The sequence below is a fragment of the Janthinobacterium sp. ROICE36 genome (assembly GCF_002869965.1).
Classification (GTDB): Bacteria; Pseudomonadota; Gammaproteobacteria; order Burkholderiales; family Burkholderiaceae_D; genus Janthinobacterium.
In genome coordinates, this window is record NZ_PEBS01000048.1 from 1 (window position 1) to 25,258 (window position 25,258).

Sequence of the window (25,258 nt, forward strand, 5' to 3'; positions counted from 1 at the left end):
CACGCCGACGTCCGCCTCCTGGCTCAACATGGTCGAGCGCTTCTTCCGCAGTTTGACAACGGATCGACTCCAGCGCGGAGTCTTTCGTAGCGTCCATGAACTGACCGTCGCAATCCATGAATATATTGCGGCCCATAATCAGAATCCGAAGCCGTTTGTATGGACCGCCAAGGCTAACGACATCCTGCAAAAAGTGATCCGTGCCAATCGGAGGCTTAGTTCAAAGAATAACGAAGCACTACACTAGCTGCTTACGACTGGTGGCGCTTCAATATCTTGACTTGCACATCGCCGTCTTCCGTCTTCGGCATATCCTTCATGCTACCCAGTTGCAGGGCGAACTGGCGCGTGAACTCGGCACCCAGGAAGAAAATTTGCGCCGAGTAATACACCCACAGCAGCAGGGCCACCAGCGAACCGGCCGCGCCATAGCTGCTGGCCACGCCGCTATTGCCGATATACACGCCAATCGCATATTTCCCCAGTGAAAACATGAAGGCCGTGCCCACGGCGCCGATCAGCACGTCGCGCCAGGACAGGTGCACGCGCGGCAGCATTTTATAGATGACGGCAAACAGGCTGGCGATGACGGCAAAGCCGATCAGGTTCGACAAAATGGTAAACAGCACGGCCGTGTCCTTCCACACGCCTTCCCAGAAGTTGGCGAGTATGGCCATGGCTGCATTGACCACCAGCGACACCATGAGCAGGAAGGCCAGCACCAGCACCAGGCCAAAAGACAGCAAACGCGTGCGCAGCATGTCCCAGGCGCCCGCTTCCTTCAGGGCTGGCACTTGCCAGATTTCATCGAGACTGGCTTTCAGTTCGGCAAACACGCTGGTGGCGCCAAACAGCAGCAGGGCGCTGGCGATGAGGGTGGCGATGCGGCCCTGTTCATGGTTCTTCGCGCCGGCCAGCACCAGCTGGATGGCTTCGGCGCCTTGCGTGCCCAGCAAACCTTGCAGTTGCCCCATCAGTTCGCCGCGCGCGGCGGCCGGGCCATAGAAAAAGCCGGCGATGGCGATCACCAGCACGAGGATGGGGGCGATGGAAAACAGGGTGTAGTAGGCGAGGGCGGCGCCCTTGCTTGAGGCGCGGTGTTCCAGCCATTCGGTGACGGAACACACGATGACACTGCGCATCTGCTTGCTGAACGACGCCAGGCCGGCCAGTCTGGGATAGCGGGTAGAGAAATTCATGGTGGCTTTCAATGAAAAAAAGGGGCCGCAGCCCCTTTTTTAACTAGTGGCGTACCACTGGTATTACTTATTGTACACGGCGTTCGATGGTGATCTGTTCCACTTCAACGCGGCGGTTTGGTTCCAGGCACTTGATCAGGTCGGCACGTTTCTTGTTATTGCAGGTGACGACAGGATTGGTGGAGCCCTTGCCTTCGGCCGTCAGGCGGTTGGCGGCGACACCGTGGCCGACCAGGTATTCCTTGACTGCATCAGCGCGCTGCTGCGACAGTTTCAGATTGTACTTGGGCGCACCGATGCGGTCGGCATAACCACTGATGACGACATTGTTGACGTCCGGCGCAGCGTTCAGCACACGGGCGATCTCGTCGAGCTTGGTCTGTGTCGAGCCCAGCTTGGCGCTGTCGAAGGCAAACAGCTCGGTTGACGACATCGTCACTTTTTCAAAGCGTGGTGGCGGTGGCGGTGGTGGTGGCGGCACGACCACGACGACTTCCTCGCGCACTGGTGGTGGTGGTGGTGGCGGTGGTGGCGGCGGTGCAGGCGGTTTGTCGAACGCGAAGTTCAGGCCCACGGTGACATAGTAGTTGTTGGACTTGCTGCTCGGATCGAAGGTATTGCCGCGCAGGAAACCGTGCACATTGCGCACGTCAGCCTGGAACGACAATTGATCATTGATCGTGGACTGGAAGCCCAGGCCCACGCTGGCGTATGGCGAGCTCTTGCTGCGCTCGCCAAAGGCGAAGCTGGTGTCCTTGTCGCGCTGCATGCCGGCACCCACCAGCAGGAAGGGGCGGAAGGCTTTACGCGAGAACATGTACAGGCCGTCTACGCCCAGCGTATTTTGCTGGTAGCGCTGACCGCCATCCTTGGAGCGGGCGTACGTGGTGCCCAGCTGGATATCCCAGTCCGGGGAAACAGGCTTACCGAAACGCAAGCCTGCGCCATAGCCGGTTTTATCCGTGGCAAAGTCGGAATCTGGCTTGAGTGCGTTGATGCTAGGTTGAATATACCAGGAGGGATTGATTTCCTGGGCATGTGCGCCGAGGGCGGAGCACAGGACTGCGGCGGCAACGGCGATTTTTTTTAGATTATTCACAAGTAACTCCCAACGTTGATAAGAGATTTTCTCTACAGCATCAAAGCGACATTTTGCTACACGTGCTATTGCATGAGATAGACAAGGACTCCAGGTGCGCCCGTCTTGCGATAAATGCACTGCTGTTGGACTAAGAATACGATTCCAGGTTCGCGAGGTCGGTGCGTTAGCGCACAAAGCATTGTTGTATATCAATGGTGTTGCAGATTCACGACAAATACTCTAGTGTTGAAAAAAACTAATTTACTCGGTGGAATTTTGACCCGCACGGCCACTTCCTGGCGCCGTGGCAAGAGGCAATCGAACGACTTGTTCCCTGCATGCCACTGTATATTAGCAACAATGATGAGCTTGATAACTAATATTGTATTGATGTTGTATTCCTGCCGCGTTCTGTTGCCTTGCCGGGCTTGCTCCAGGCAACTTGTGCGTGCCGCAGCCAGCTCCGCCACTTTTCATCAAGGAGTTACCCGTGCCTGACCACCCCCGTATTTTTTCTTCCCCGCTGTCTGGCAAACTGGGCCCGCTATGTTTGCTGCTCTCGCTAGGCATGGCTACGCCGGTCTGGGCCGATAGCGGCGTGTCTCTGTTTTCACCGAGCGGCACGGTCAAGGCCGTGCGCCAGGTAAGGGCCCAGTTCGCCACGCCAATGGTGCCGTTCGGCGACATGGGCTTGCCCGCGCCGTTCGCCATCGATTGCGGCAAGGCCGAGCCTGCCGTCGTGGCGGGCGCCGGGCGCTGGGCTGACGAGCGCAACTGGAACTATGATTTCGAGCGCGACTTGCCGGCCGGTGTGGCGTGCAGCTTTAGCTTGAAGGCGGGACTGAAGGACCAGGCGGGCCAGCCCTTGCAGGGGACGACGTCCTACCGCTTTTCCACGGGTGGCCCGGCCATCGTCGAGGCCGTACCTTATGACGGCCAGCCGTATATCGATGAAAACCAGATTTTCGTGCTGGGTCTGGACGCCGTGCCGAACGCCGCCAGCGTGGCCGCGCATGCGTATTGCCGCGCCGATGGCATCAATGAAAAGATTCCCGTGCGGCCGCTTGTAGGCAAGGAGCTGGAGCAGGTCTTGACCCTGCGCAAGAGCTTCCTCGACCGCTACCTGACTGTCTACTTCAAGAAGCAGGGGACGGTCTGGAAGGTGGGCATGCCCGTCGCCAGCAAGGGCGCGCCGCCGCTGCCCGTCACCGTGCTGCAATGCAAGCGCAGCTTCCCCGCCAACGCCAAGGTCTCGCTGGTGTGGGGCGAGGGCATTGCCAGCGCCAGCGGCATTGCCACGGAGAAGGCGCAAACCTTGCAGTACAAGACGCGGCCCGATTTTACGGCCAAGTTCAGCTGCGAACGCAGCAACCCGAAAGAGCAGTGCATCCCCTTCCTGCCCATGCGCGTGCAGTTTTCCGCACCCGTGAAAGCGTCGCTGGTGCGCGCCATGACCCTGACAGGGGGCGGCAAGACGTATGCGCCGACGATCTCGAAGGAAGAGGAAAAAGCGGAATTCGTGCAGTACGTCACCTTCAACGGTCCTTTCCCCGTGCAAGCCAGTTTTGTGCTGAGCTTGCCGCCGAAACTGACGGACGACGCTGGCCGCGCCTTGCTCAACCGCGCGCGTTTCCCCATGACGGTGCGCACGGGCGAACAGCCGCCGCTGCTGAAGTTTCCGGCCCCGTTCGGCATTATCGAAGCCAAGGGCGACGGCTTGCTGCCCGTCACCGTGCGCAATATCGAGCCCGTGCTGGTCGGCAAGGAAATTACCCATTCATCGGCGGCCACCGGCGCCACCTTGCGCGTGCCCGACAATGACGACAAGTTCATCATCGAGTGGATGCAGCGCCTGGCCGGCAATGGCGCCGGGGGCGAGTACTGGCAGCCTTACGCCCAGTACGCGGGCAACATGAGCAAATCCGTGCTGGCCGATGCGGCCGGCACGCGCCCCATCAGCCTGCCCCGTCCCGATGGCAAGAAAACCTTTGAAGTGATCGGCATCCCGCTGCAGAAACCGGGCTTTTACGTGGTTGAACTGGCCAGCCCCATCCTCGGCAAAGTGCTGCTGGGCAAACCCACCACGGCCTACATCCGCACGGCCGCGCTGGTGACCAACCTGGCGGCCCACTTCAAGCACGGCGCGCAATCGTCGCTTGTGTGGGTGACGTCGCTGGACAAGGGCGCGCCTGTTGCGAAGGCGCAAGTGGCCGTGCGCGACTGCGCCGGCAAGCTGCTGTGGCAAGGCGCCACAGGCGCTGACGGCGTCGCGCAGATCCCCGGCGAGCTGGCCAATTCCAGCTGCAAAAACAATGGCCGCTACTTTATCAGTGCGCGCAGCGGCGGCGACATGACGTTCACCCTGTCGGACTGGGTGGGCGGTATCGAAGCCTGGCGTTTCAACCTGCCCACGGACGACACGCGCGCCGACAACACCTTGCTGGCCACGGTATTCGACCGCACTCTGCTGCGCGCCGGCGAAACCGTGCACATGAAGCATTTCATCCGCAAGCACACGGCCGAAGGCATGCGCCTGGTCGACAAGAACAACGGCCCCGGCAGCGCCACCTCCGTCGTCATCACGCACCAGGGCAGCGACCAGAACTATCAGCTGCCCCTGCGCTGGTCGGCTACCGGCACGGCGGAAAACGACTGGGTGATTCCCGCCGACGCCAAGCAGGGCGAGTACAGCGTGACGATGGCGGGCCGCCCGTCCGGCAGCTTCCGCGTCGAAGCGTTCCGCGTGCCGACCATGAAAGCCGTGCTGCAGGGTCCGAAAGCGCCCGCCGTGCAGGCGAAACAGCTGGCTCTGGATGCGCAAATCAGCTACCTGGCGGGCGGCGCTGCCACCAACGCGCCCGTCAAGCTGCGCACGGTGTTGCAAGACAAAAGCGTGACGTTTGCCGATTATCCCGATTTCAGCTTCAGCAATGGCGACGTGAAGGAATGCCTGGTCAAGCAGGGCACCGGCTACGACGACGATGAGGGCGAATGGCAGGATGAAGGCAATGGCGGGCGCGCCGGAGCCGGGGCGACTGCCGCGCGCACGCAAAGTTTGACCTTGGACAAGGCGGGCGGCGCGCGCATCGTCATCGACCAGTTGCCGCAACTGTCCGCGCCGCGCGACCTGGTGGCGGAAATGGCTTTCCAGGATGCGAATGGTGAGACGGCTTCCGTTGCCACGCGCGTGCCGCTATGGCCATCGAATGTGGTGATCGGCATCAAGCCCGACGCCTGGGCCTTGAGCAAGGATGCTTTCAAGTTCACGGTCGCCGTGCTGGGCACCAATGGCAAGCCCGTGGCGAATGCACCGGTCGCCGTCGATTTCTTCCAGCGCAACAGCTATTCGCATCGCCGGCGTTTGATCGGCGGCTTCTATGCGTATGAAAACAGCAGCGAAATCGTCAAGCTGGGGCCTGCATGTTCGGGCAAGACGGACAACAAGGGCTTGCTGATCTGCGACGTGAAGGCGCCCGCCAGCGGCAATTTGATCTTGCGCGCCCGCACGCAGGATGCTGCCGGCAACGCGGCCGTCGCCAATCGCGAAACCTGGGTGGCCGGCAGCGGCGACTGGTGGTTCAACGCCAGCGACAACGACCGCATCGACGTATTGCCGGAAAAGAAACGCTATGAACCGGGCCAGGAAGCGAGCTTGCAGGTGCGCATGCCTTTCCGTTCGGGCACGGCGCTGATCACGGTCGAGCGCGAAGGCATCCTCGACACCTATGTGCGCCAGCTCAATGGCCGGGAACCGGTGGTGAATATCCCTGTCAAAGCGAATTACGCGCCGAATGTGTATGTCTCCGTGTTTGTCGTGCGGGGCAGGGTCGATGGCGTGCAGCCGACGGCCTTGGTTGACCTGGGCAAGCCGGCCTACAAGATGGGCATCGCACCCCTGAACGTGGGTTGGCAGGCGCATGAGCTGAACGTCATGGTGGTGTCCGACAAGGAAGTGTATAAAACGCGCGACAAGGCGGAAGTATCCGTGCGCGTGCGCCGCGCCGACGGCAAAGCCTTGCCGGCCGGCGCCGAAGTGGCGCTGGCGGCCGTCGATACGGGGCTGCTGGAGCTGATGCCCAACGATAGCTGGAAGTTGCTCGACACCATGATGGCGCAGCGCAGCCTGCAGGTGGAAACGGCGACGGCGCAGATGCAGGTGATCGGCAAGCGCCACTTTGGCCGCAAGGCTTTCCCGGCCGGCGGTGGCGGCGGCAAGGGCGCCAGCCGCGAACTGTTCGACACTTTGCTGTTCTGGAAGGGCACCGTCAAGCTCGATGCCAAGGGTGAAGCCACGGTGCAAGTGCCGCTCAACGATTCCTTGACGGCCTTCCGCATCGTCGCCATCGCCAGCGCCGGCAAGGAACTGTTCGGCACGGGCAGCACGGATATCCGCAGCTCGCAAGACTTGATTTTGATGTCGGGCTTGCCGAACCTGGTGCGTGAAGGCGACCAGTTGCGTGCCGGTTTCACGGTACGTAACACCTCGGCCGCAGCGCTGAACGTGGAACTCAATGCCACGGCGGCCGGCAAGGCCTTGCCGCGCCAGAGCTTGACGTTGGCGGCGGGGGAGGCGCGCGAAACGGGCTGGGATTACCAGGTGCCGCTCGGTGCGGCAAGCATCGTGTGGGATATTAGCGCCAAGACGGGCAGCGGGCTTGGCAACACCTCCGATCAACTGAAAATCACGCAAAAAGTGGGTCAGGCCACGCCCGTGCGGACGTATCAAGCCACCTTGCTGCAGATCGACAAGCCCGTCAATATGTCGGTGCAAATGCCGGCCGGCGCCTTGCCGGGCCGGGGTGGAATCCAGACCAGCTTTGTCGCCAGGCTCGGTGGCGAGCTGCCCGGCGTGCGCGAGTACATGGCCGCCTACCCCTACACCTGCTTCGAGCAAAACACCTCGAAGGCCATCGCCTTGCAAGACCAGGAGGCGTGGAACAAGCTGGCCGCCAGCTTGCCCGCCTATCTGGATAGCGACGGCCTACTGAAATATTTCCCCATCATGGAGCAGGGCAGCGACAGCCTGACGGCGTATGTATTGTCGGCAAGCCGGGAAGCGGGCTATGCGATTCCCGAGCAGACGAAGAACCGCATGGAAGCAGCCTTGACGGCTTTCGTGCAGGGCCGTATCGTGCGCCGTTCCGCGCTGGCCACGACCGACCTGGCCGTGCGCAAGCTCGCTGCGCTGGAAGCGCTATCGCGTTCGAACAAGGTGCCGCCCGATGCGCTCGACAGCATCAGCATCAACCCGAATGTATGGCCCACGTCCGCCGTCATCGACTGGAGCTTGTTGCTGCAACGCACGCCAAGCCTGGCGCGCCGCGATGCGCTGCAAGCCGAGGCGCAGCAGATCCTGCGCAGCCGTTTGAACTTCCAGGGCACGACCATGGGTTTTTCCACCGAGCGCAAGGATAACTGGTGGTGGCTGATGGTCTCCGGCGACGTCAACGCCAACCGGCTGCTGCTGGCCGTGATGGACGACCCGGCGTGGAAGGATGACATCGGCCGCCTGGTGCGCGGCAGCATGGGCCGCCAGAAGAAGGGGCGCTGGGATACCACGGTGGCCAACGCCTGGGGTACCCTGGCCATCAATAAGTTCTCGGCCAAGTTTGAATCGACGCCCGTGACGGGCGCCAGCGCCGTGAAGCTGGGCGGCGATACGCAAGCGCTCGTGTGGAATGGCGCGGCGAAAGTGGGACCCGTGTTGCAAGCGTGGCCGAAGGGCACGGACACCCTGGGCCTGGCGCACAGCGGCACCGGTAAACCGTGGGCCACCGTGCAAAGCCTGGCGGCCATCCCGCTCAAGGCGCCCGTCTCCAGCGGTTACACGATCAAGAAAACCATTACGCCAGTGGAACAGAAAACCACGGGCTACTGGTCGCGCGGCGATGTCTACCGCGTGCGCCTGGACTTGTCGGCGCAGGCGGACATGAGCTGGGTGGTGGTCGACGACCCGATTCCCGCCAGCGCCACCGTGCTGGGCAATGGCCTGGGCCGTGATTCGCAGCTGCTGACGGCCGGCGAAAAATCCACGGGCTGGGTCTGGCCCACGTTCGAAGAACGGGCCTTCGATGCTTTCCGCGCGTATTACGCGTTTGTGCCAAAAGGCACGTGGAGCGTCGAATACACGGTGCGCCTGAACAATGCCGGGGATTTCAGCCTGCCGGCCACGCGCATCGAAGCCATGTATTCGCCCGAAATGTTTGGCGAGTCGCCGAACGTGAATGTGAAGGTGGCGCAGTGAAAGGGTTTGTTTTACTGATGGGCGGCCTGCTGGCCGGCCCGGTCTTCGCTGAAGCGATATTGACGCCGGCCCAGGTGCAAGCCGCCTACCGCAGTTCGGAAGCGCAGTTGCTGGACCGCAGCGGCGCGCCCCTGCAATCGTTACGCGTGGACATGCAAGTGCGGCGTTTGCCCTGGGTGGCGCTGGCCGACATTTCTCCCGCCGTGCAGCAAGCCGTGCTGCTGGCGGAAGACCAGCGTTTCATGCGCCATGGCGGCGTGGATGTGTCCGCGCTGGCCACGGCCGCCTGGGACAATCTGTTTTCGAAAAAGCCCCGGGGCGCCTCGACCATCACCATGCAGCTGGCGGGCCAGCTGGACGCCGACTTGCAGGCGCAAGCGGGCGGGCGCAGCCTGCGCCAGAAATGGGAGCAGATGCGTGCCGCGCAAGCCATCGAAGACAGCTGGAGCAAAGCGCAGATTTTTGAAGCGTATTTGAACCTGGTGTCGTTCCGTGGCGAGCTGCAGGGCATCGCCTCCGCCTCGTACAGCCTGTTCGGCAAGGCGCCGTCCGGCCTGAATCAGACGGACGGCATCATTTTGGCCAGCCTGGTGCGGGCGCCGAATGCGCCGCCAGCCACCGTCACGCGGCGCGCCTGCGCGCTGGCCAAAGAGTGGCGCATGGACAGCAGTTGCCAGTTGATCGGCCAGCGCGTGCAGACGGCCTTGCAGCGCACGGCCCTGTACGCCGACCTGGCCCCCGCGCCACAAGTGGCGCAGCAGCTGCTCAAGCAATCGGGCGCCGCCGTGCGTAGCACCCTCGATGGTCCTCTGCAGCGCTTTGCGCAGGAAAACCTGCGCCAGCAACTGGCCTCCTTGCGCGAGCGCAATGTCAACGATGGCGCCATCATCGTGCTCGACAACCGTAGCGGAGACATTCTTGCCTATGTCGGCAACGCGGGCGGCAGCCACGTCGATGGCGTGGCTGCCCTGCGCCAGGCCGGTTCCACCTTGAAACCATTCCTGTATGAACTGGCCATCGAGCGCCAGCTAATGACGGCCGCGTCCGTCATGGACGACTCGCCGCTCGACGTCGCCACGGCGTCGGGCATGTATGCGCCGCAAAACTACGACCGCAATTTCAAGGGCCATGTCAGCGCCCGCACCAGCCTGGCCAGTTCGCTCAACATTCCCGCCGTGCGCACGGTGTTGCTGGCGGGGCAGGAGGGCTTTTACAACCGCCTCAAGGAAGTGGGCCTGTCCAGCCTGACGGAGCCGGCCGAATACTACGGCCCCTCGCTGGCGCTGGGCTCGTCCGAAGTGACCCTGCTGGAACTGGCCAACGCCTACCGCGCGCTGGCCAATGGCGGGCTGTACAGCACGGCCATCCTGCAGCCAGGGCAGGCCGGCAAGGACCGGCGCCGCGTGATGGAAGCGGGCGCCGCCTTCATCGTCGGCGATATCCTGGCCGACCGCGCCGCGCGCAGCATGACGTTTGGCTTGCGCAACGAGCTGGGAACGAATTTCTGGAGCGCCGTCAAGACGGGCACCAGCAAGGACATGCGCGACAACTGGTGCATGGGTTACTCGGCGCGCTACACGGTGGGCGTCTGGGTGGGCAACTTCGACGGCAAGCCCATGTGGGACGTATCGGGCGTGACGGGCGCCGCGCCCGTGTGGCGCGACGTCATGGATTACCTGCACAAGAACGTGCCCAGCCATGCTCCTAAGGCGCCACCCGGCGTGCTGCAGCAGATGGTGGCATACCAGCCCGCGCTGGAAGCGCCGCGCCGCGAATGGTTTATCGCCGGCACGGAAAGCCCCGTCATCGCCGTGCTGGGCGACAGCGTGAAGCCGCCCGCCATCGTGTATCCGGCCGAGGACAGCATCCTCGCCATCGACCCCGACATCCCGCCCGCCCTGCAGCGCGTCTTCTTCCAGGCGCAAGGCAGCCGCGATTTGCGCTGGGTACTCGACGGCAAGGACATGGGCGCGGCGCTTGACAGCATCAGCTGGTGCCCCGTGCCGGGCAAGCATGCACTGGCCCTCGTCGACGCCACCGGCAAGACGGTGGCAAGGGTAGCGTTCCAGGTGCGGGGCAACGCCTTGGCACAGCTTGCCGCACAGGGTAAATAATCAGTTCGTTGGATAATTCGCCGGGTCGGTGGCTGGCGTGACGTAATGCCGCAAGACGTCACCGCCGTGCGGATGCTGCTGCTTGCGGCGTGTCTCTTCCGATGGCGGGCTGATCAGCACGATGCTCGCTTCCTCCGGCTTGCGTAAATTCACCACCGCGCTGACGCCGCCATCGCGGTAGCTGCCCATCACGGCTATGGCCATTTGCACGAACAGGGTGGCCGCGCCCGTGTTGCCCAGGCGCTGATCCGTGTCTATCCACTGCGCCGTGTTGCCGCTGTCGAGTTCCGTGCCGCCATCTTCCGCATGTTTCAGCAAGGTTTTGTGCAGTGTCACCAGTTGGGCCTGATTGCCGCCTGTGGCGGCGGTCAGCCGCGCCGGCGCGGCGGACCGCTCCGCTTCCGGCAAGCTGCGCAAGGCTTGTTCGCGCTGGTCGCGCCGCGTGAACGGCTTGCCGTGTTCATCCGTCATCCTGACGAACGTGGGCCGGTGGATGAAGCCGAAGGTCGGCAGGCGGTCCAGTTGCGTCAGTTGTTCCTTGTTGAACGGCAAGGGTATCCGGATGCTCGCTGAAGCGGCGCGGACCGGCAATGAACAGATGCCAGTGCAGGCCGGAGGGTGCGGCGCCAGCGGCCAAACCTATTACCGGCGCATCGGGGCGGTCCAGCATGCGTGAGTTGTAGATAGGTGGTTCCGCGTTCAACACGGGCACGCCGAAATACATAGGGATGTACTTGGCGCCATTTTCCAGCGCCACTGCGGCCACCCGACATTCCTGATCTTTCCATGGCATCCCATGGATACTTTTCTTTGTCCTGTTCGCGGATGCTGGCATAGGCGTTTCCCTTCTGCAGCGCTTCCCACAATTTTCCTTGTCGGTATTTGTCCAGGGTGACGCCGAGGCCGATGACTTCCAGCACATATTCCCTTTTTTCCTGCTTGGTGGGCGTAGCCAGTTGCACTTGCGGCTTTGCGACGGCGACAGGCTTGGACGAATGCAGCCAGCGTGCACTTGAAATAGATGGCGTCCGGATCGGCGATCACTTCATGCTTGTCGGACGCTTGTGGCAGGCGGTAGGTGGCCGGGGTGAACACGTGGCCGTCGCCATACATGCGCGCATCGAGTCCCTGGCATAAACCCTTTTCCACGGCGCCAACACTGGTGCCCACGTCGTTGACGCCATGGATGACGATGACGTTGCCTGGCAGCTCAGGGCGGATGTGCACGATGGCGTCCTGCATGCGGCCGGAATAGAGCAGGGCGGTGCTCTTGCCGCCGGTGTAGGGAAGTTTGGGATACGCCATCGCCGCTCCATGCTGACCAGACAGGACAGCGTAGAGGGGCGCGATGGCGGATTAGTTGTATTTGCGAAAACTTTGCCGGAAAGGAGGCAGCGTTGCCGTGGATGCAGCCTCTACCGGCTGGCCGGCTTGCCCTTGGACAGCTTGCTGTCCGCCAGCCCCGGCGCGCCCCACAACAGGCCCATCCAGATGCAGAACGACAGGCCGCGGTGCAGCGATGCGAAGCACAGGCCGAAAATCAGGCTGCGCGCGAACGGGTTCGTGTTTGGCAGGTTGGCACTGTCGAGCAGAAACAGGGTGGCGACGGCGGCAACCGTCATGACGGGCAGCATGAACCACCATTTGCGTTCGATTGGCGACATGATTTCCTCGTAAGAAGTGTGTTACCGATTCTAGCGCAATATTGTCAAAAATTACGGCGCACTGATGATTTTCGTCAATGCGATACGATACGCAGGCTGCACATCGCCATCCTGGTCCAGCTTATCCGTCATGATCACGCCGTAACCTTGCGCGTACCACACGTATTCGCCGCTTTTGCCTTTGCTTTTTCCACCGACGTCACGCAGTTCGAACTTGCAGGCGTCGGGGAAGCGGCGCCCGCCCAGTTCCAGGCGTTCCCAGCCCAGGAAGGTGATCGAGAAATCGCGTTTGTCGGTGCGCGTGGAGGTGGTGATCTTGTCGGACAGTCCCGCCAGCGGGTAGTGGGTGCTTGTTTGCGTGTCCGTGAATTGCACGCGCACTTCCTGGCCGGGGCGCATCTTGGCGGGGATGGCGGACTGCGGCGCGTAGACGTTCTTGCTGCGCACGCTGCCGTCTTCGTTGTAGTGCACCATGCCAGTCAGGAATACCTGGCCGTCGCGGATGTTCTGGTAGGACGTGGCCAGCAGCACGCCGCCGTCGAGGATCAGCTGCGTTCCCTTGAGCTTCTTGCCCTCGAAGGTTTCTTCGACGTTGATTTGCGCGTCGCCATTGTTCTTGCTGAACTTGATACCCGTCGTCAGCTCCATGCAATCGCCCACCGTGGGCGCCGCCTGTACACTGGCGGCGGCCAGTACGCCTGCCGCCACCATCGCTTGCCATGCTGCTTTCATTGCCATCCTTGTTATTTTTAATGATGCGATGATAGCGTGCGGCTACTGTTCATGAGTGCACGATTGCATTATGCTCGAACTGCGGGCGGCATCAGGACCACCTGCGATTGGCGTCAGCGGGCCGCGCGTTTCGCGGCATGGATCGTTGCAGGAGTTAGCCCATGACATTACGATTGTCGATATTGCTGTCCTTGCTGTACGGTGCGCTCGCGCTGCCAGTCGCGCAGGCGGAAGATGCGCCCTATGCCATGCGCGCCGCTTCGGCGCCTGTGCAAGGCGCGCTGGATCTGGGTTTCCTGGATGAGGCGCCCAACCGAAAATTCAAGCGGCGCGTGGACTTGTCCGGCATCACCCGTGCCGACGACTTGGCGGTCGTCAAGGCGGCCATCAATCCTGTCGTGGTTTTTTTTCAGGTAACAGGGGCGGTACGCCAGCCTGCGCATGCGATACGGATGGTGACGACGCGCAACGGCGAACTGGCCTTGATCAAGCCTCCGCGTATCGATGACTATAATTATCTTCTTGCGCGCCGCTTGTGGAACTGGACCGTGCATGACGCACAGACCATCAGCTTGACGGTCGAGTTCGTGGGACTCAGTAATACTCAGCCCCACTATTTCAACACCTATGTCTTTGTCGAACGCTACGGCACTTGGCTGTTCGACCGCCACGTGCTGTAGTGGCGTTTCGCGTCATGCATAAGCGCCGCGCGTCAGCGCGCCGTTGCTGCTGGCGGTGGCGCGATGGGAATGCTTGGTGCTGCTGGCGTCGCGGCTGGGGGCGCAGTGGGCGTGCCGCCGTGCGGCTTGTCCCCGGAATTGGCCGTGGGCTTGTTACGCCGCGTGCGCTTGTCCGTGCGGGTTTTGCCGGGCTTGCCGTCGTGCACCAGCTTGCCCTTGTTGTCGAGTTTGTCGGACTGGTCCGATTTCTGGCCCGGATCATTTGGATTGTTGGCGTGGTTGCCTGTCTGGTTCACATTCGTCGTCGACTGGGCTTGCACCCAGGCGCCGCCGACGGTCATCAGGGTGGCGGCCAGCAAGAGAGCGGCGGTTTTCATGGCAGTGTCCTGTGCAGAAGTGAGTAAGAACCGGCATTCTCACACAGGATACCGCCCGCACGGGTAGGACGGCGCCGCATGCTTGTGTCGGCAATTTGCTTCAGATCAACGAAATTGTTCCGTCGAGATATCAAAGCGCTTGAGCTTGTCGTACAGGGTTTTCTTCGGGATATTCAAGGCCGCCGCCGCCTCGATGACGTTGCCGTTATGGCGGCGCAAGGCTTCCTCGATGATGGAAATTTCAAAGGTGTCGACTTGCTCGGCCAGCGAGGCTTCGCGGCAACCGGCCGGACTCAGCGTGTCGTCGAGCAAGCCCAGCACGAAGCGGTCGGCCACATTGTGCAGCTCGCGCACATTGCCGGCCCAGCGCTGCGCCATCAGGGACGCGATCAGTTCGCCGCTGACGAGGGCCGCCGGCTGGCAATAGCGCAGCGCCGCCTGGAGCACGAAAAATTCGAACAGCAGGGGAATATCCTCGCGCCGGTTGCGCAGCGCGGGCAGGGTCAGGCTGGCCACGTTCAGGCGGTAATACAGGTCGGGCCGGAACTTGCCCTGTTCGGCCAGCACATTCAAATCTTCCTTGGCGGCGGCGATCACGCGGAAATCCACGGAAATGAGCTTATTCGAGCCCAACCGTTCCACCTGCCGCTCCTGCAGCACGCGCAGCAGCTTGACTTGCAGGGCCAGCGGCATGCTTTCGATTTCGTCCAGAAACAGGGTGCCGCCGTTGGCGTATTCGATCTTGCCGATGCGCTGGCGCTGCGCGCCGGTAAATGCGCCTTCCTCGTGGCCGAACAGTTCCGATTCAAAGATGGATTCGGGCAGCGCGCCGCAGTTGATGGCCACGAAAGGGTGGTCGCGCCGCTCGCTGAAATCGTGCAGGCAGCGGGCAATCAGTTCTTTGCCTGTGCCTGTTTCGCCGAGGATGATGATGTCGGCAGACTTGGGCGCCAGGTTCAACACCAACTGGCGCACCTTGGCCATGGCCGCGCTGCGGCCGACGATGCGCGCTTCGATGCCGACCCGCTGCTCGAGCTGGCGGCGCAAGTTCATGTTTTCCAGCACCAGGTGGCGTTTATCGAGCGCGCGCCGACACACTTCCACCAGCAGGTCGGCGGAAAACGGTTTTTCGATGAAGTCGTAGGCGCCACGGCGCATGGCGCCCACGGCCATCGATACATCGCCATGGCCCGTGACGAGGATGACGGGCAGGCTGGCATCCTGCGCCACGGCGATATCGAGCAGTTTCAAGCCATCCATGCCGGGCAGCTTGATATCGCTCAATAAAATGCCGGCAAATTCGGGCACCAGGTAGGGTAGTGCTTCTTCGGCCGTGGCGACGGCCGTGACTTGCAGCCCTGCCAGTTCCAGCGATTGCCGGGCGCCCTTGCGCACGACGGCATCGTCTTCCACCAGCAGCACTTGCATGCCTTCAAAATTATTCTCGTGCATCAGATGTTTCCTTCGTCTCTCTCCCCCGGGTCGCAGCTCAGGGTGATGGTAAATTGCGCGCCGCCCCCTTCCTGCGCGCTGCGGTTGCGCACGGCCAGTGCGCTGCCGGCCGCGCGCAGTATGCCTGCGCTGATCGATAATCCCAAGCCCAGTCCGTGTTCCTTGGTGGTATAGAAGGGGTCGAAGATCTTGTCGAGCGAGGCCAGCGGGATGCCGGGGCCATTATCGGTGATATGCAGCACGGCAAGGCTACCTTCGCGGCGCACCTGGAACCATATCTGCACGGGCTCGCTTTCCGGCACGGCATCCATGGCGTTGGTAATCAAGTTGGTAAACACCTGTTCCAGGCCGATGGCGTTGCACAGCACGATGATGTCGTCCTCAAGCCAGCTTTCATGCAGGGTCAGGCGCTGCGAATGCTTGCGCGTACGGATTTGCAGCATGGTTTGCGCAAACGCCTGGCGCACGCTGACGGGTTTGCGGGCATCGTCGCTGCGCCGCGCAAAGCCTTTCAATTGCGACGTCACGTAACCGAGGCGCTTGACGAGGTCGGAAATGGTGGAAAGGTTGTCCAGCGCATCGTCGATGCGGCCGCGCGCCAACAAGACTTTGGCATTGTCGGAAAAGGTTTGCAGGGCGGCCAGCGGCTGGTTCAGCTCGTGCGTGACGCCGGCCGCCATCTGGCCGATGGCCGCCAGTTTACCGCTTTGTACCAGTTCCGCCTGGGCATAGCGCAGGGTTTGCTCGGCCCGCTCGCGTTCGGCCACTTCCGCCTGCAGGCGGCCATTCGCGTGCACCAGGTCGGCCGTGCGCTGCTCGACCTTGATTTCCAGCTGTTCATAGGCGCTTGCCAGCGTCTGTTGCGCATTGAGCTTGTCGGCGATGCGGCGCCGGCGCTGGCGCGCATACATCAGGCCCAGCAGCAGCAAGGCCCAGCCCAGCGCGGCGGCGATGGCCGCGTTGCGCGCCGCCTCATCGACCTGGTCGAGTTCGGCCAGCACCGTGATCTGCCATTGCAGCGGACCCAAGGCGCGGTTCACGGCCAGATAGTTCACCTTCTCGGCGCTGCCGGACAGGGCCGGCGTATCACCCGACTGTTGGCGTTCCAGGGTCATCACGCTGGCGCCGTCGGCGAACTGGCGCAGTACCTTGTGCGGCAGGATGGACAGGTTTTCCTGCAGGAACTGGCGTTGCTCGCTGATATCGTTCTTGGCGGCCGACGACAGGGGCGCCAGGGTCTTGAACTTGAAGGCGGGCGTGGTGGCCAGGATGATCACGCCATTCGCATCCTTGACCCAGATCTGCTCGCCTGCACCGGGCGTGCGCCACGATTGCTCGATCCAGTCCAGGTTGACCTTGGCGGCGACGATGCCGATGATGCGCCCCTTGCGCTGCACGGGCTGGGAAATGAAATAGCCGGCCTCGAAGGTGGAGAAGCCGATGCCGTAGAAGCGGCCGATGCCGCCCGCGATCGCGTTCTTGAAATAGGGACGGAAGCCGTAGTTGACGCCCACGTAGGAGCTGCGCTCTTGCCAGTTGCTCGATGCCAGGGTCGTGCCCTTGTCGTCGAGCACATACACGGCAAAGGCGCCCGCGCGGCGGTTCATGTCGACCAGGTAGGCATTGATCTGCGTGACCTTGTCGGCGCTGGGCTGCTCCAGCAGTTGCGCCACGGCATCACTCTGGGCCACGGCCAGGGGCAGGAATTCGTATTTGTTGAGGGCGCCGCCGATGGACGCCGCATACAGTTCCGCGCGCGAATCGAGCGTGCGGTGCAATTCATCGAGCTGGCGCTGCTTGACCCAGGCATACGAGGCCCACGTCAGCACGACCAGTGACCCCACGGCCAGCAGGGGGGCGAGCGCGGGTCTCAAGGGCCATTTGCCGAATGCCATGGTGCTCCGTGTGTCGGGTTGATGGGGGCAGCCCCGGTGGGACTCCCCCATTTGCTGCTCACTACTCAGACATACTATCAGTCTGCCGTACTGGCCATCGTCTCGGCATTGTGATGACGCTGCTGCTCTTCCATCACCATTTCGCCCAGCATGCGCTTGATGCGGTTGAACTCGGGGTCGCTCGGGTCGCGCGGGCGGGGCAGGTCTATGGCCACGTCGCGCTTGATGGTACCGGGACGGTAGGTCATGACGATGGTGCGGTCGGCCAGGTAGATCGATTCCTCGATCGAGTGCGTGACGAAGACGATGGTGGTGCCGAAGACTTTCCAGATTTTCAGCAATTCATCTTGCAGGTTGCGCCGCGTCAAGGCATCCAGTGCGCCGAACGGTTCATCCATCAGCATGATGGGCGAATCGAGGGCCAGCACGCGGGCGATGGCCACGCGCTGGCGCATGCCGCCCGACAAGTCTTTCGGATAGCGGGCACGGAATTCCGTCAAGCCCAGCATGCTCAGGAGCATGTCGACCCGTTCGCGGATCTCGGCCGGCGTCTTGCCGGCGATTTCCAGGCCGAAGGCGATATTGCTCTCAATGCTCATCCATGGGAACAGCGCGTATTCCTGGAACACCATGCCGCGGTCGGGACCGGGTTCGGTGATCAGCTTGCCGCCGGCCAGGATTTGGCCGGAAGTGGGCTGCGAAAAGCCGGCGATGGCATTGAGCAGGGTCGACTTGCCGCAGCCGGACGGCCCCAGCAGGCAGATGAACTCGCCGCTGGCGATTTCCAGGTTGATATCCTTCAGGGCGATGACGTCCGCGCCGCCCGTGGTGAAGATTTTATTGACTGCATTGATATTGATCGTGGTCATGGCCGTTCCTCTCAGTGTTCCAGGCCGCGGTGCCACTGCAGCAAATGATTATTCAGGGCATTCATGGCCATATCGATGGCCAGGCCGAACAGGCCGATGGTAAACATGCCGGCGATAATTTTGTCAGACCAGAAATACTCGCGCGCTTCCAGGATGCGGAAACCGAGGCCGCTGTTGACGGCGATCATTTCCGCCACGATCACGACGATGAAGGCCGTGCCCATGCCGATGCGCGCGCCGGCCAGGATGTAGGGCGTGGCCGCCGGCAGGATGACGCGGCGGAACATCGTCATCTGGCTGGCGCCCAGGTTGCGCGCGGCGCGGATATAAATGCCGTCGACCTGGCGCACGCCGGCGATGGTATTCATCAGCACGGGGAAGAAGGAACCGATGCTGATCAGGAAGAAGGCAGGCGGGTTGCCCAGGCCGAACCACAAAATCGCCAGCGGGATGTAGGCGATGGGCGGAATCGGACGCAGCACTTGCACCAGCGGGTCGAACAGCTTATAGATGGTCTTGTTGGTGCCCATCAGCAAGCCCAGCGGCAAGGCCAGGCCGGCGCCGATGGCGAAGCCGCCCAGCACGCGCGACAGGCTGGCCCAGGCGTCATGCGGCAGCTCGCCGGAGAACATCCACACCAGGTAGTTGCCCGCTGCGGGCGTGTACGCTTCCATGGGGATCAGGTATTCATACCACTTCACCAGCACGGCCACGGGCGACGGCAGGATTTGTGGATTGATCCAGCCAAACGTGGACAGCGCTTGCCAGAACAGCAGCACGGCAACGGGCACGATGGCACCGTGCACGAAGCGTTTCATCATTTGAATATTCATCGTGACACTTTCAGATTAGCGGGGTGCGTAGGATTTCTTGGCTTTTTCCAGCAGGTCGAGCTTGACCCAATCCTGGGCGGCAGGCGGCTTGGCCATGCGGCCCACGCCGAATTTCACCATGTAGTCGGTGGTCAGTTGTACGTGGCTCTGCGTGATGTCTTCCGTGAAGATGGCGTTGTCGATGGCATCGCGGTAATCCTCGGACGTGATCTGGTTTTTGAACATCGACTCGCGCACATATTTTTCCGCCAGTTTCGGATCGGCCAAAAACGCCCGAGTGGCGGCGACGAAGCAATCCATGAAGCGCTGGGCCACGGCCGGCTTTTCCTTGTACATTTTTTCCGTCATCACCAGCGCGCGCACGGGTTCGCCCAGCGGCGTGTCGTAGGGCTTGAGGATGGCCGTGCCGTATTTCTTGTGGATCGCCTGCGTGGAGTAAGGCTCGGACTGGCTCATGGCATCGATATCCTTGGTCAGCAAGGCCTGGTTCAGGTCCGGGTAGCCCATGTACAGGATCTGCACATCCTTGCCCGGCTTGTCGGACCAGGTCAGCTTGGCTTTCGAGAGTTCCGCGAATAGCAGGATTTCCTGTGGGCCACCGCGTGTGACGCCGACTTTCTTGCCCTTCAAGTCGGCAATGCCCTTGATGTTCAGGTCGGGACGCCCGACGATCTGCACGCCGCCCTTGGCGAAGCCGCCCACCAGGTACACGGGCAAGCCCGTGGCGCGGCCCGTGATAGCTGCTTCCAGCGCGCTGGCCGAGACGTCGATTTCACCGGCGATCATGGCCGGCACGATGTCGAGGCCCTTGGCGAAGATGCGTTCCTCGATTTTCAAGTCGTATTTCGGCGCGATTTCCTTCATGTAGGCGACGGCGCCGTAATGGGCGAATTTCAGGTTGCCCAGGCGGACCAGGTCGGCCGCGTGGACGGCCAGCGGGAATTGCGCGGCCAGTGCGACGGCCACGGCCAGAGTCTTGGTGTTCAGGAAGGACGCGATACGGAAGGTGCTTGCCATGCTGTTGTCTCCAAAAGGTAGATGGTTTTATATAGTGGGTCAGGCTGCCGCTCTGGAGGCGGTTATGAAAATATAAAAGCATCTTCCGTGCCAGTGGAGCGCATTTTGGGTTTTATTGCAAGTGATTGTTTATAAAGGTTTAATTTGAATTTGTTGAAAATGGGAAATATCGATATTCCGTCTTTCCGCACGGTGAGGCCAAAGACTGTGCGGATTGCCGCATTTTTAGCGCTCGGCTTCGATGCTGGCTTGCGGGTTCATTGCAGCTGAACCTAAATGGCGCGGCCGACTCCAATCGTAAAAAAACGCGTTGCAAACAGGCTGGCAACGCGTAACTCCCCCGTGGAGTAGGGATGGCGCCGCATGGGCGCCTGATCGATCGCCGGTTGGCGGGTTTATTTCGGCGCCGTGGTGGGCGGCAGTGCTGGCGCGGTGGCCGGATCGGTCAGCGGCGCAGGCGGCGTCGTGCTGCCAGGACCCGTTTCCGGCATGGCAGGCGTGACGGGAGCAGGCATCACTTGAGGGGCGGACGAGGGGTTGGGCGCCGTTTCGGGCAGCGGCGCTTCAGCCGGTTTCTTACAGGCGGACAGGGTGACGAGCAAGGCGGCGGCCAGCAGGGTAGGCATTTTCATGAAGTTTCCTTTGCAAGAGTCGAAATAGCGCGATGCGGGCGGCGGGCGCCGCGCGCGAAGCTTGAATTTATTGCAATAGCGCATCCGCTTCTGTTCGCTATTTCACTTTGCGCCATGCATGGGGCGCAGAGTGGGAGCGCGGCGTTTTCCTGGATGCTATTTTTCGATGTCATGAGAGAAAGAATTCAGTAGGGCAATATTTTTCACTTTCTTGCTTCTAATGTTCGTTAACGCACAGACCAACTGTGTGCACGGTGGCATTCTGTGTGCAGACGCTCAGGATTTGTGGTGTTCTGGTATAAAAATTGCCAAGAACTTAACAATCCGGGCTACCGGCAATCGTTTAAAAGGAGTATTCAAATGCATGCAATGACTCAGTCTCACGTGAAGAGCGAATTAAAGGCAGCGCACCAGGAACTTCGTAGCCCCGAAAAAGGCTCGCAAATGGTAGAACGGGCAGCACCCATTCCCCCGGAGCGCATGAATCCCATTTCCATGGCACCGATCGAGCGCGTGCGTTCGACGTCAGCCACCCTGCGCCGCATCGAAAACATGCAAAAGCTGATCGGCGAACTGTCGCTGCACGAGATGCTGGCCGATGAAATCGCCTGGTTCCTCAAGTTTTCGCCATCGGGCGCCCGCAAATACATCCGCGACTTGCGCGAAGCGGGCGTGATCGAACTGGCACGCTACATCGAAGGCACCGCCACTTACCTGGGCAAGGCAGTGTACCAGCTGACGCCAGACCCTGAGCGCGTGCGCGCCTTCCTGGCCGCCATCGTCCAGCCGAAACGCGAAGGTGCGCCACCGCGCAAAGACCGTCCGGGCCTGCGCGAGCAAAGCATGGCAGGCAGCGGCCGCCACTTCCACATCCTGGCCGATGATACGCATTACGCCATCCGCGTCAACCGCGGTCCCGTGACGCGCGATCCCTTGGTTGCCGCCCTGTTTGGCGCTCCACAGCAAAAAACGGCCGAGTAAAACCTATCGGTTTTGGCAGCTGTTGTGATGTTGTAATGAAAGCCGGGTTACGCCCCGGCTTTTGGCGTTGCACGCGGCGCTTTGATCTGCTCTGATTGAAAAGACTGCAAGCATCCCCATGTGGGCTGGACTGCCCGCCCGTCCCGATGCGGGTTCATTCGAAGGAGCTTGTCCTTGTTTGCCTACGCCGTCTGCCATTGCCCCATTGCCCTCGTTGTCCTGAAGCGGGCCGCCGCATGAACCCGCTGCTATGGATCGCCTTCGTCACGGCCGCCATCGTCTTTTCGCTGTGGTTCCCCCGCTGGCGTTTGACGCGGGCCCTGGCCAAGCCCTTGCCGCCCGAAGGCCTGGCCGTGCTGGAAAAGAATATTCCCGTGTTTGCGCGTATGCCTGCCCCGCTGCAGGAACAATTGCGCCATCTCGTCGTGCAATTCCTGTACCAGAAGAAATTCGTCGCTTGCGGCGGCCTGGAGATCACGGACGAAATGCGCTACACCATCGCCGGCCAGGCTTGTTTGCTGCTGCTGAATCGCCAGACCCAGGTGTATCCGGAACTCGACACCATCCTCGTGTATCCCACGGAATTCATCGTTACGCGCAATGAAGTGGGGCCGGGCGGCGTGGTGACGCCATCGGCGAATGGCTTGTTGGGCGAATCCTGGGGCGATGGCCGCGTGGTGCTGGCCTGGGACCACGTGCAGCGCGGTGCAGCCGACTGGACCGATGGCCACAATGTGGTGCTGCATGAATTCGCCCACCAGCTCGACAGCGAATCGGGCGCCGCAAATGGCGCGCCGTATCTGCCCAGCTTGTCCAGCTACCGCAGCTGGGCCACCGTGCTGTCGCGCGACTTCGACAAGCTGCGCCACGACGCCATGGTTCAGCAGCAAAGCGTGATGGACCATTACGGCGCCACCAATCCCGCCGAATTTTTTGCCGTGGCCACGGAAACCTTCTTTGAAAAGCCGTACCAGATGGCCGAGCACCATGCAGAGCTGTATGCGCAATTCTTGCAGTACTACAAGGTCGACCCGCGCGACTGGATGGCGCCGCCCGTGGAGCCGGAACACATGGCCTCGCCGTTTCCCAACTTTGCCCAGCACTGGTAAGCGGGGACTTCAGCCCAGCAACCGCTGTTTCAGCGCGGGATAGCTGCTGCGCGAGACGGGTATGCCCGTGCTGGTCTGCGTGTCGAGTGCGTATTTGCCGCCCGCCGCGATCTGCAAGCGCTTGAAGCCCAGGCTGTTGACGAGGTAGGAGCGGTGCACGCGCAAGAAGTGGGGCGGCAGCAGGGCCATGAGCTTGTCGATAGACAAGTCATGAAAGCACTGTTCGCCGCTGCGCAGCACGATATTGCTGTAGTGGCCATCGGCTTGCACGTGGTCGATCTCGGCCATGGCGATCCATTCCAGGGCGCCCCGCTTCTTGACGGCCAGCGAGGCCGTTTCCGTATGCCGTCCCGTATAGCGTTGCAGTGCCTTGTGCAACCGTTCGCGACTGAAAGGCTTGGCGACGAAGTCGAGCACGCCGAATTCGAAGGCCGTGATCGAGCGTTCCGCGTGGGCCGAGACGATGATGGTCTGGAACGAGGCGCTGCCGGCCTGGCGCAACAAGTCGTAGCCGTCCGCGCCGTGCAGGTGCAAGTCCAGCAGCAGCAAGTCATAGTCATGCTGCCGCAAGGCGGCTTGCGCCTGTTCCACATTGTCATGCAGCACGACATTGCTGAGGCGCGCGCCGAAATGCGCGCGCACCTCGCGTTCCAGGCCTTGCGCGAGCAGCGGTTCATCTTCCAGTATCAACACATTCATGGCGCCGCCGGCAAGGTAAAGCTGAGGCGCCAGCCTGCTGGTTGTTGTTCGCGGGCATATTCGCTGGCATAGCGGGCGGCATCGCCAAATACGGCCTGCAGGCTGGCGCGGATGTACTGTTCGCCCACGCCGCTGCCCGCATGCGGGCGCGCCTCGCCTTCCGGTACGACCAGGGTGAGCACCTGCGTTTGCGCATGTTGTGCGATGCGCAGGATAAAGGCCGCGCCATGGCGGTAGCGGTTGTGGCTGAACGCATTTTCCAGCGCCGTCAGCAACATGGCGGGCGGCACGCTGATGCCCGCCGCCTCGCCATCGAGCTGCAGGCTGCACGGTTGCTGCAGCCGCGTGCCCATGATGCTCAGATAATTGTGGCACAGGGCCAGTTCCTGCGTCAGGGCGATGCTGGGCTGCTGCGCAAATTCATTGAGCATGCGCAACTCGGCGCCCAGCGCTTCGATGAAGGTTTCAGCGGCCTGCGGCGATTGCGCATTGAGTTCGCTGATCAGGCTGAGGGAATTCATCAGGAAATGCGGTTGCATGCTTTTGCGCAAGAGCTGGTTTTCCAGCTGCCTGGCGCGCGCCGCCTTGCTGCGGTCACGCAGCAGTTGCGCCAGCAATTGCGCGCACAGGGGCAGCAGCAAAAAGCACACGACGAGGGCGAAACCGCCTTCGGCAAACTGGCTGCCTGTCAGCAGGAACAGGGCGCAAGAGGCCAGCGCGATCAGCGTGCCGCCACGGCTGCCCGGCAGGCGGCGCCACAGGGCGCCAAGGTTGAGCGCCAGGCTCGCCGCCAGGCCCGCTAAGAACATCAGCCAGCAGCGCGCGTCGAAATGCGCGGGCAGCACGCCGGCCAGCGCGATGCACGCCAGCAGCACTGCCGCCGCCAGCGGCCAGCGCGGCAGGCGGTAAGCCATATAAAAATACACGGGCAGCACGGCGGAAAACAGCCAGGTCAGGGCGCTGACGGCATACAGGCGCGGCAGGTGCAAGGGGTAGGCATAGCCGCTTACGCTGCGCCAGAGTTCCACCACCAGCAGCAGCGCCGCCACCAGGCACAGCGCGGCAAACATGGCCCAGTGCCGCTGCCGCTGGTACAGCGCCGTGAGGGCCAGGAAGAGCAGGGCAATGGCGCCCAGCGCCCCGGCCAGCAGTAGTGGCGGCAGCCGGTACCAGGCCAGCGCCGTGCGGTAATCTTGCCGCTCGACCAGGTACAGCGCATAAAATGGCGACGGCAGGCGCGCCGGTACCTGCTGCGTCGACAGCAGCAGGCGCAGGTGGTGCGTGCCCATCGCCAACTGCTGTGGTGTCAGGTGGATGGCGAAATCGATGTCGCCCGGGCGTTCCCCGCTGGCCTGGCGGGCCGGTTGGCCATTGCTGCCGATCCTGTCGCCATCGAGCCAGAGTTCGCTGGCGGCCAAGGCTGACAGCACCATCAGTTGCGTCGATGGCGGCGTGGCGGCCAGGGTGACATCGCGCTCGACGCACAGCAGCTGGCCCGCCTGGAGCAGTTGGTGCAGCGCGGCGGCGGGCGCGGCGCTTGTTGTGCCGCAGGCGCGCCAGCCCTCGTCCAGCGAAAGCCTGTCCATGCCCATGGCGAAAGGGGGCAAGGCCAGGCAGCAAGCGAGGCAGTAGCGCAGCAGGCAGCGAAAGAAGGAGGGCATGGCGGGCATTGTAGCTGCT

20 protein-coding genes and 2 pseudogenes are annotated in these 25,258 nt (G+C 62.1%); 6 read left to right on the forward strand and 16 right to left on the reverse strand.

The features are described 5' to 3' along the window. Positions 1-247, forward strand: a pseudogene (locus CSZ94_RS18565) (IS630 family transposase); the annotation flags it as partial. Between the two features lie 4 nt (positions 248-251). Here the strand turns inward: CSZ94_RS18565 and CSZ94_RS18570 are convergent. Together CSZ94_RS18570 and CSZ94_RS18575 are read right to left on the reverse strand one after the other, a co-directional pair. After that, positions 252-1,199, reverse strand: a complete 948-nt coding sequence (locus CSZ94_RS18570) for a YihY/virulence factor BrkB family protein (RefSeq protein WP_102122871.1) — start codon at positions 1,197-1,199, stop codon at positions 252-254. A 67-nt stretch (positions 1,200-1,266) separates the two neighbouring features. After that, a complete protein-coding gene (locus CSZ94_RS18575; protein WP_102122872.1) occupies positions 1,267-2,298 on the reverse strand; it encodes an OmpA family protein in 1,032 nt (343 codons plus the stop codon). Positions 2,299-2,770: 472 nt separating this feature from the next. On the opposite strand from CSZ94_RS18575, the gene CSZ94_RS18580 reads away from it, so the two are divergent. Next, positions 2,771-8,524, forward strand: coding sequence for an alpha-2-macroglobulin family protein (locus CSZ94_RS18580; protein WP_258001077.1), 5,754 nt, complete (start codon positions 2,771-2,773; stop codon positions 8,522-8,524). A 17-nt stretch (positions 8,525-8,541) separates the two neighbouring features. Then, positions 8,542-10,638, forward strand: a complete 2,097-nt coding sequence (pbpC, locus tag CSZ94_RS18585) for a penicillin-binding protein 1C (RefSeq protein WP_102122874.1) — start codon at positions 8,542-8,544, stop codon at positions 10,636-10,638. On the opposite strand, the gene CSZ94_RS18590 is transcribed toward pbpC, so the two are convergent. From CSZ94_RS18590 to CSZ94_RS18600, 5 genes and pseudogenes are all read right to left on the reverse strand, one after another. Next, entirely contained in the window at positions 10,639-11,190 is a 552-nt protein-coding gene (locus tag CSZ94_RS18590; protein ID WP_180977533.1) for a DUF2875 family protein, read from the reverse strand. Next, entirely contained in the window at positions 11,166-11,600 is a 435-nt protein-coding gene (locus CSZ94_RS29310; RefSeq protein WP_180977534.1) for a type VI lipase adapter Tla3 domain-containing protein, read from the reverse strand. The genes CSZ94_RS18590 and CSZ94_RS29310 overlap by 25 nt, the downstream gene beginning before the upstream one ends. An 82-nt stretch (positions 11,601-11,682) precedes the next feature. Continuing rightward, positions 11,683-11,943: pseudogene (locus CSZ94_RS29445) on the reverse strand (T6SS effector phospholipase Tle3 domain-containing protein); the annotation flags it as partial. Positions 11,944-12,053: 110 nt separating this feature from the next. Beyond that, on the reverse strand, positions 12,054-12,302 hold the full coding sequence (locus tag CSZ94_RS18595; RefSeq protein WP_102122876.1) for a hypothetical protein: 249 nt from the start codon (positions 12,300-12,302) through the stop codon (positions 12,054-12,056). A gap of 51 nt (positions 12,303-12,353) precedes the next feature. Further along, positions 12,354-13,034 carry a hypothetical protein gene (locus CSZ94_RS18600; RefSeq protein WP_146009845.1) on the reverse strand — a complete coding sequence of 227 codons (681 nt, stop codon included), beginning with the start codon at positions 13,032-13,034 and terminating at the stop codon, positions 12,354-12,356. A 161-nt stretch (positions 13,035-13,195) separates the two neighbouring features. Between CSZ94_RS18600 and CSZ94_RS18605 the strand changes: the two genes are divergently transcribed. Then, positions 13,196-13,714, forward strand: a complete 519-nt coding sequence (locus tag CSZ94_RS18605; protein WP_146009846.1) for a hypothetical protein — start codon at positions 13,196-13,198, stop codon at positions 13,712-13,714. Between the two features lie 32 nt (positions 13,715-13,746). Here the strand turns inward: CSZ94_RS18605 and CSZ94_RS18610 are convergent, their stop codons facing one another. The 7 genes from CSZ94_RS18610 to CSZ94_RS18640 all read right to left on the reverse strand — a co-directional run bounded on the left by CSZ94_RS18610 (position 13,747) and on the right by CSZ94_RS18640 (position 20,789). Then, positions 13,747-14,091 (reverse strand): hypothetical protein, encoded by a 345-nt coding sequence (locus CSZ94_RS18610; protein WP_102122879.1) that lies wholly within the window; start codon positions 14,089-14,091, stop codon positions 13,747-13,749. A 105-nt stretch (positions 14,092-14,196) separates the two neighbouring features. Then, the gene (locus CSZ94_RS18615) at positions 14,197-15,543 is read right to left on the reverse strand and encodes a sigma-54-dependent transcriptional regulator (RefSeq protein ID WP_102122880.1); all 1,347 of its coding nucleotides are present in this window, start codon (positions 15,541-15,543) and stop codon (positions 14,197-14,199) included. Then, the gene (locus CSZ94_RS18620; RefSeq protein ID WP_102122881.1) at positions 15,543-17,438 is read right to left on the reverse strand and encodes a sensor histidine kinase; all 1,896 of its coding nucleotides are present in this window, start codon (positions 17,436-17,438) and stop codon (positions 15,543-15,545) included. The genes CSZ94_RS18615 and CSZ94_RS18620 overlap by 1 nt, the downstream gene beginning before the upstream one ends. Before the next feature lie 77 nt (positions 17,439-17,515). Then, positions 17,516-18,307 (reverse strand): ABC transporter ATP-binding protein, encoded by a 792-nt coding sequence (locus CSZ94_RS18625; RefSeq protein WP_102122882.1) that lies wholly within the window; start codon positions 18,305-18,307, stop codon positions 17,516-17,518. Positions 18,308-18,318: 11 nt separating this feature from the next. Further along, on the reverse strand, positions 18,319-19,140 hold the full coding sequence (locus CSZ94_RS18630) for an ABC transporter permease (RefSeq protein WP_102122883.1): 822 nt from the start codon (positions 19,138-19,140) through the stop codon (positions 18,319-18,321). Between the two features lie 15 nt (positions 19,141-19,155). Continuing rightward, complete coding sequence (locus tag CSZ94_RS18635; RefSeq protein WP_102122884.1) at positions 19,156-20,157, reverse strand: ABC transporter substrate-binding protein; 1,002 nt, start codon at positions 20,155-20,157, stop codon at positions 19,156-19,158. A 395-nt stretch (positions 20,158-20,552) separates the two neighbouring features. After that, a complete protein-coding gene (locus tag CSZ94_RS18640) occupies positions 20,553-20,789 on the reverse strand; it encodes a hypothetical protein (protein WP_102122885.1) in 237 nt (78 codons plus the stop codon). Between the two features lie 480 nt (positions 20,790-21,269). On the opposite strand from CSZ94_RS18640, the gene CSZ94_RS18645 reads away from it, so the two are divergent. Then, positions 21,270-21,770, forward strand: coding sequence for a winged helix-turn-helix domain-containing protein (locus tag CSZ94_RS18645; RefSeq protein ID WP_226938940.1), 501 nt, complete (start codon positions 21,270-21,272; stop codon positions 21,768-21,770). Positions 21,771-22,006: 236 nt separating this feature from the next. Further along, a complete protein-coding gene (locus CSZ94_RS18650) occupies positions 22,007-22,879 on the forward strand; it encodes a zinc-dependent peptidase (protein WP_102122886.1) in 873 nt (290 codons plus the stop codon). A 9-nt stretch (positions 22,880-22,888) separates the two neighbouring features. On the opposite strand, the gene CSZ94_RS18655 is transcribed toward CSZ94_RS18650, so the two are convergent. Next, positions 22,889-23,578, reverse strand: a complete 690-nt coding sequence (locus tag CSZ94_RS18655) for a LytR/AlgR family response regulator transcription factor (protein WP_102122887.1) — start codon at positions 23,576-23,578, stop codon at positions 22,889-22,891. After that, entirely contained in the window at positions 23,575-25,248 is a 1,674-nt protein-coding gene (locus CSZ94_RS18660; RefSeq protein ID WP_102122888.1) for a histidine kinase, read from the reverse strand. The genes CSZ94_RS18655 and CSZ94_RS18660 overlap by 4 nt, the downstream gene beginning before the upstream one ends. Between the last annotated feature and the right edge of the window lie 10 nt (positions 25,249-25,258).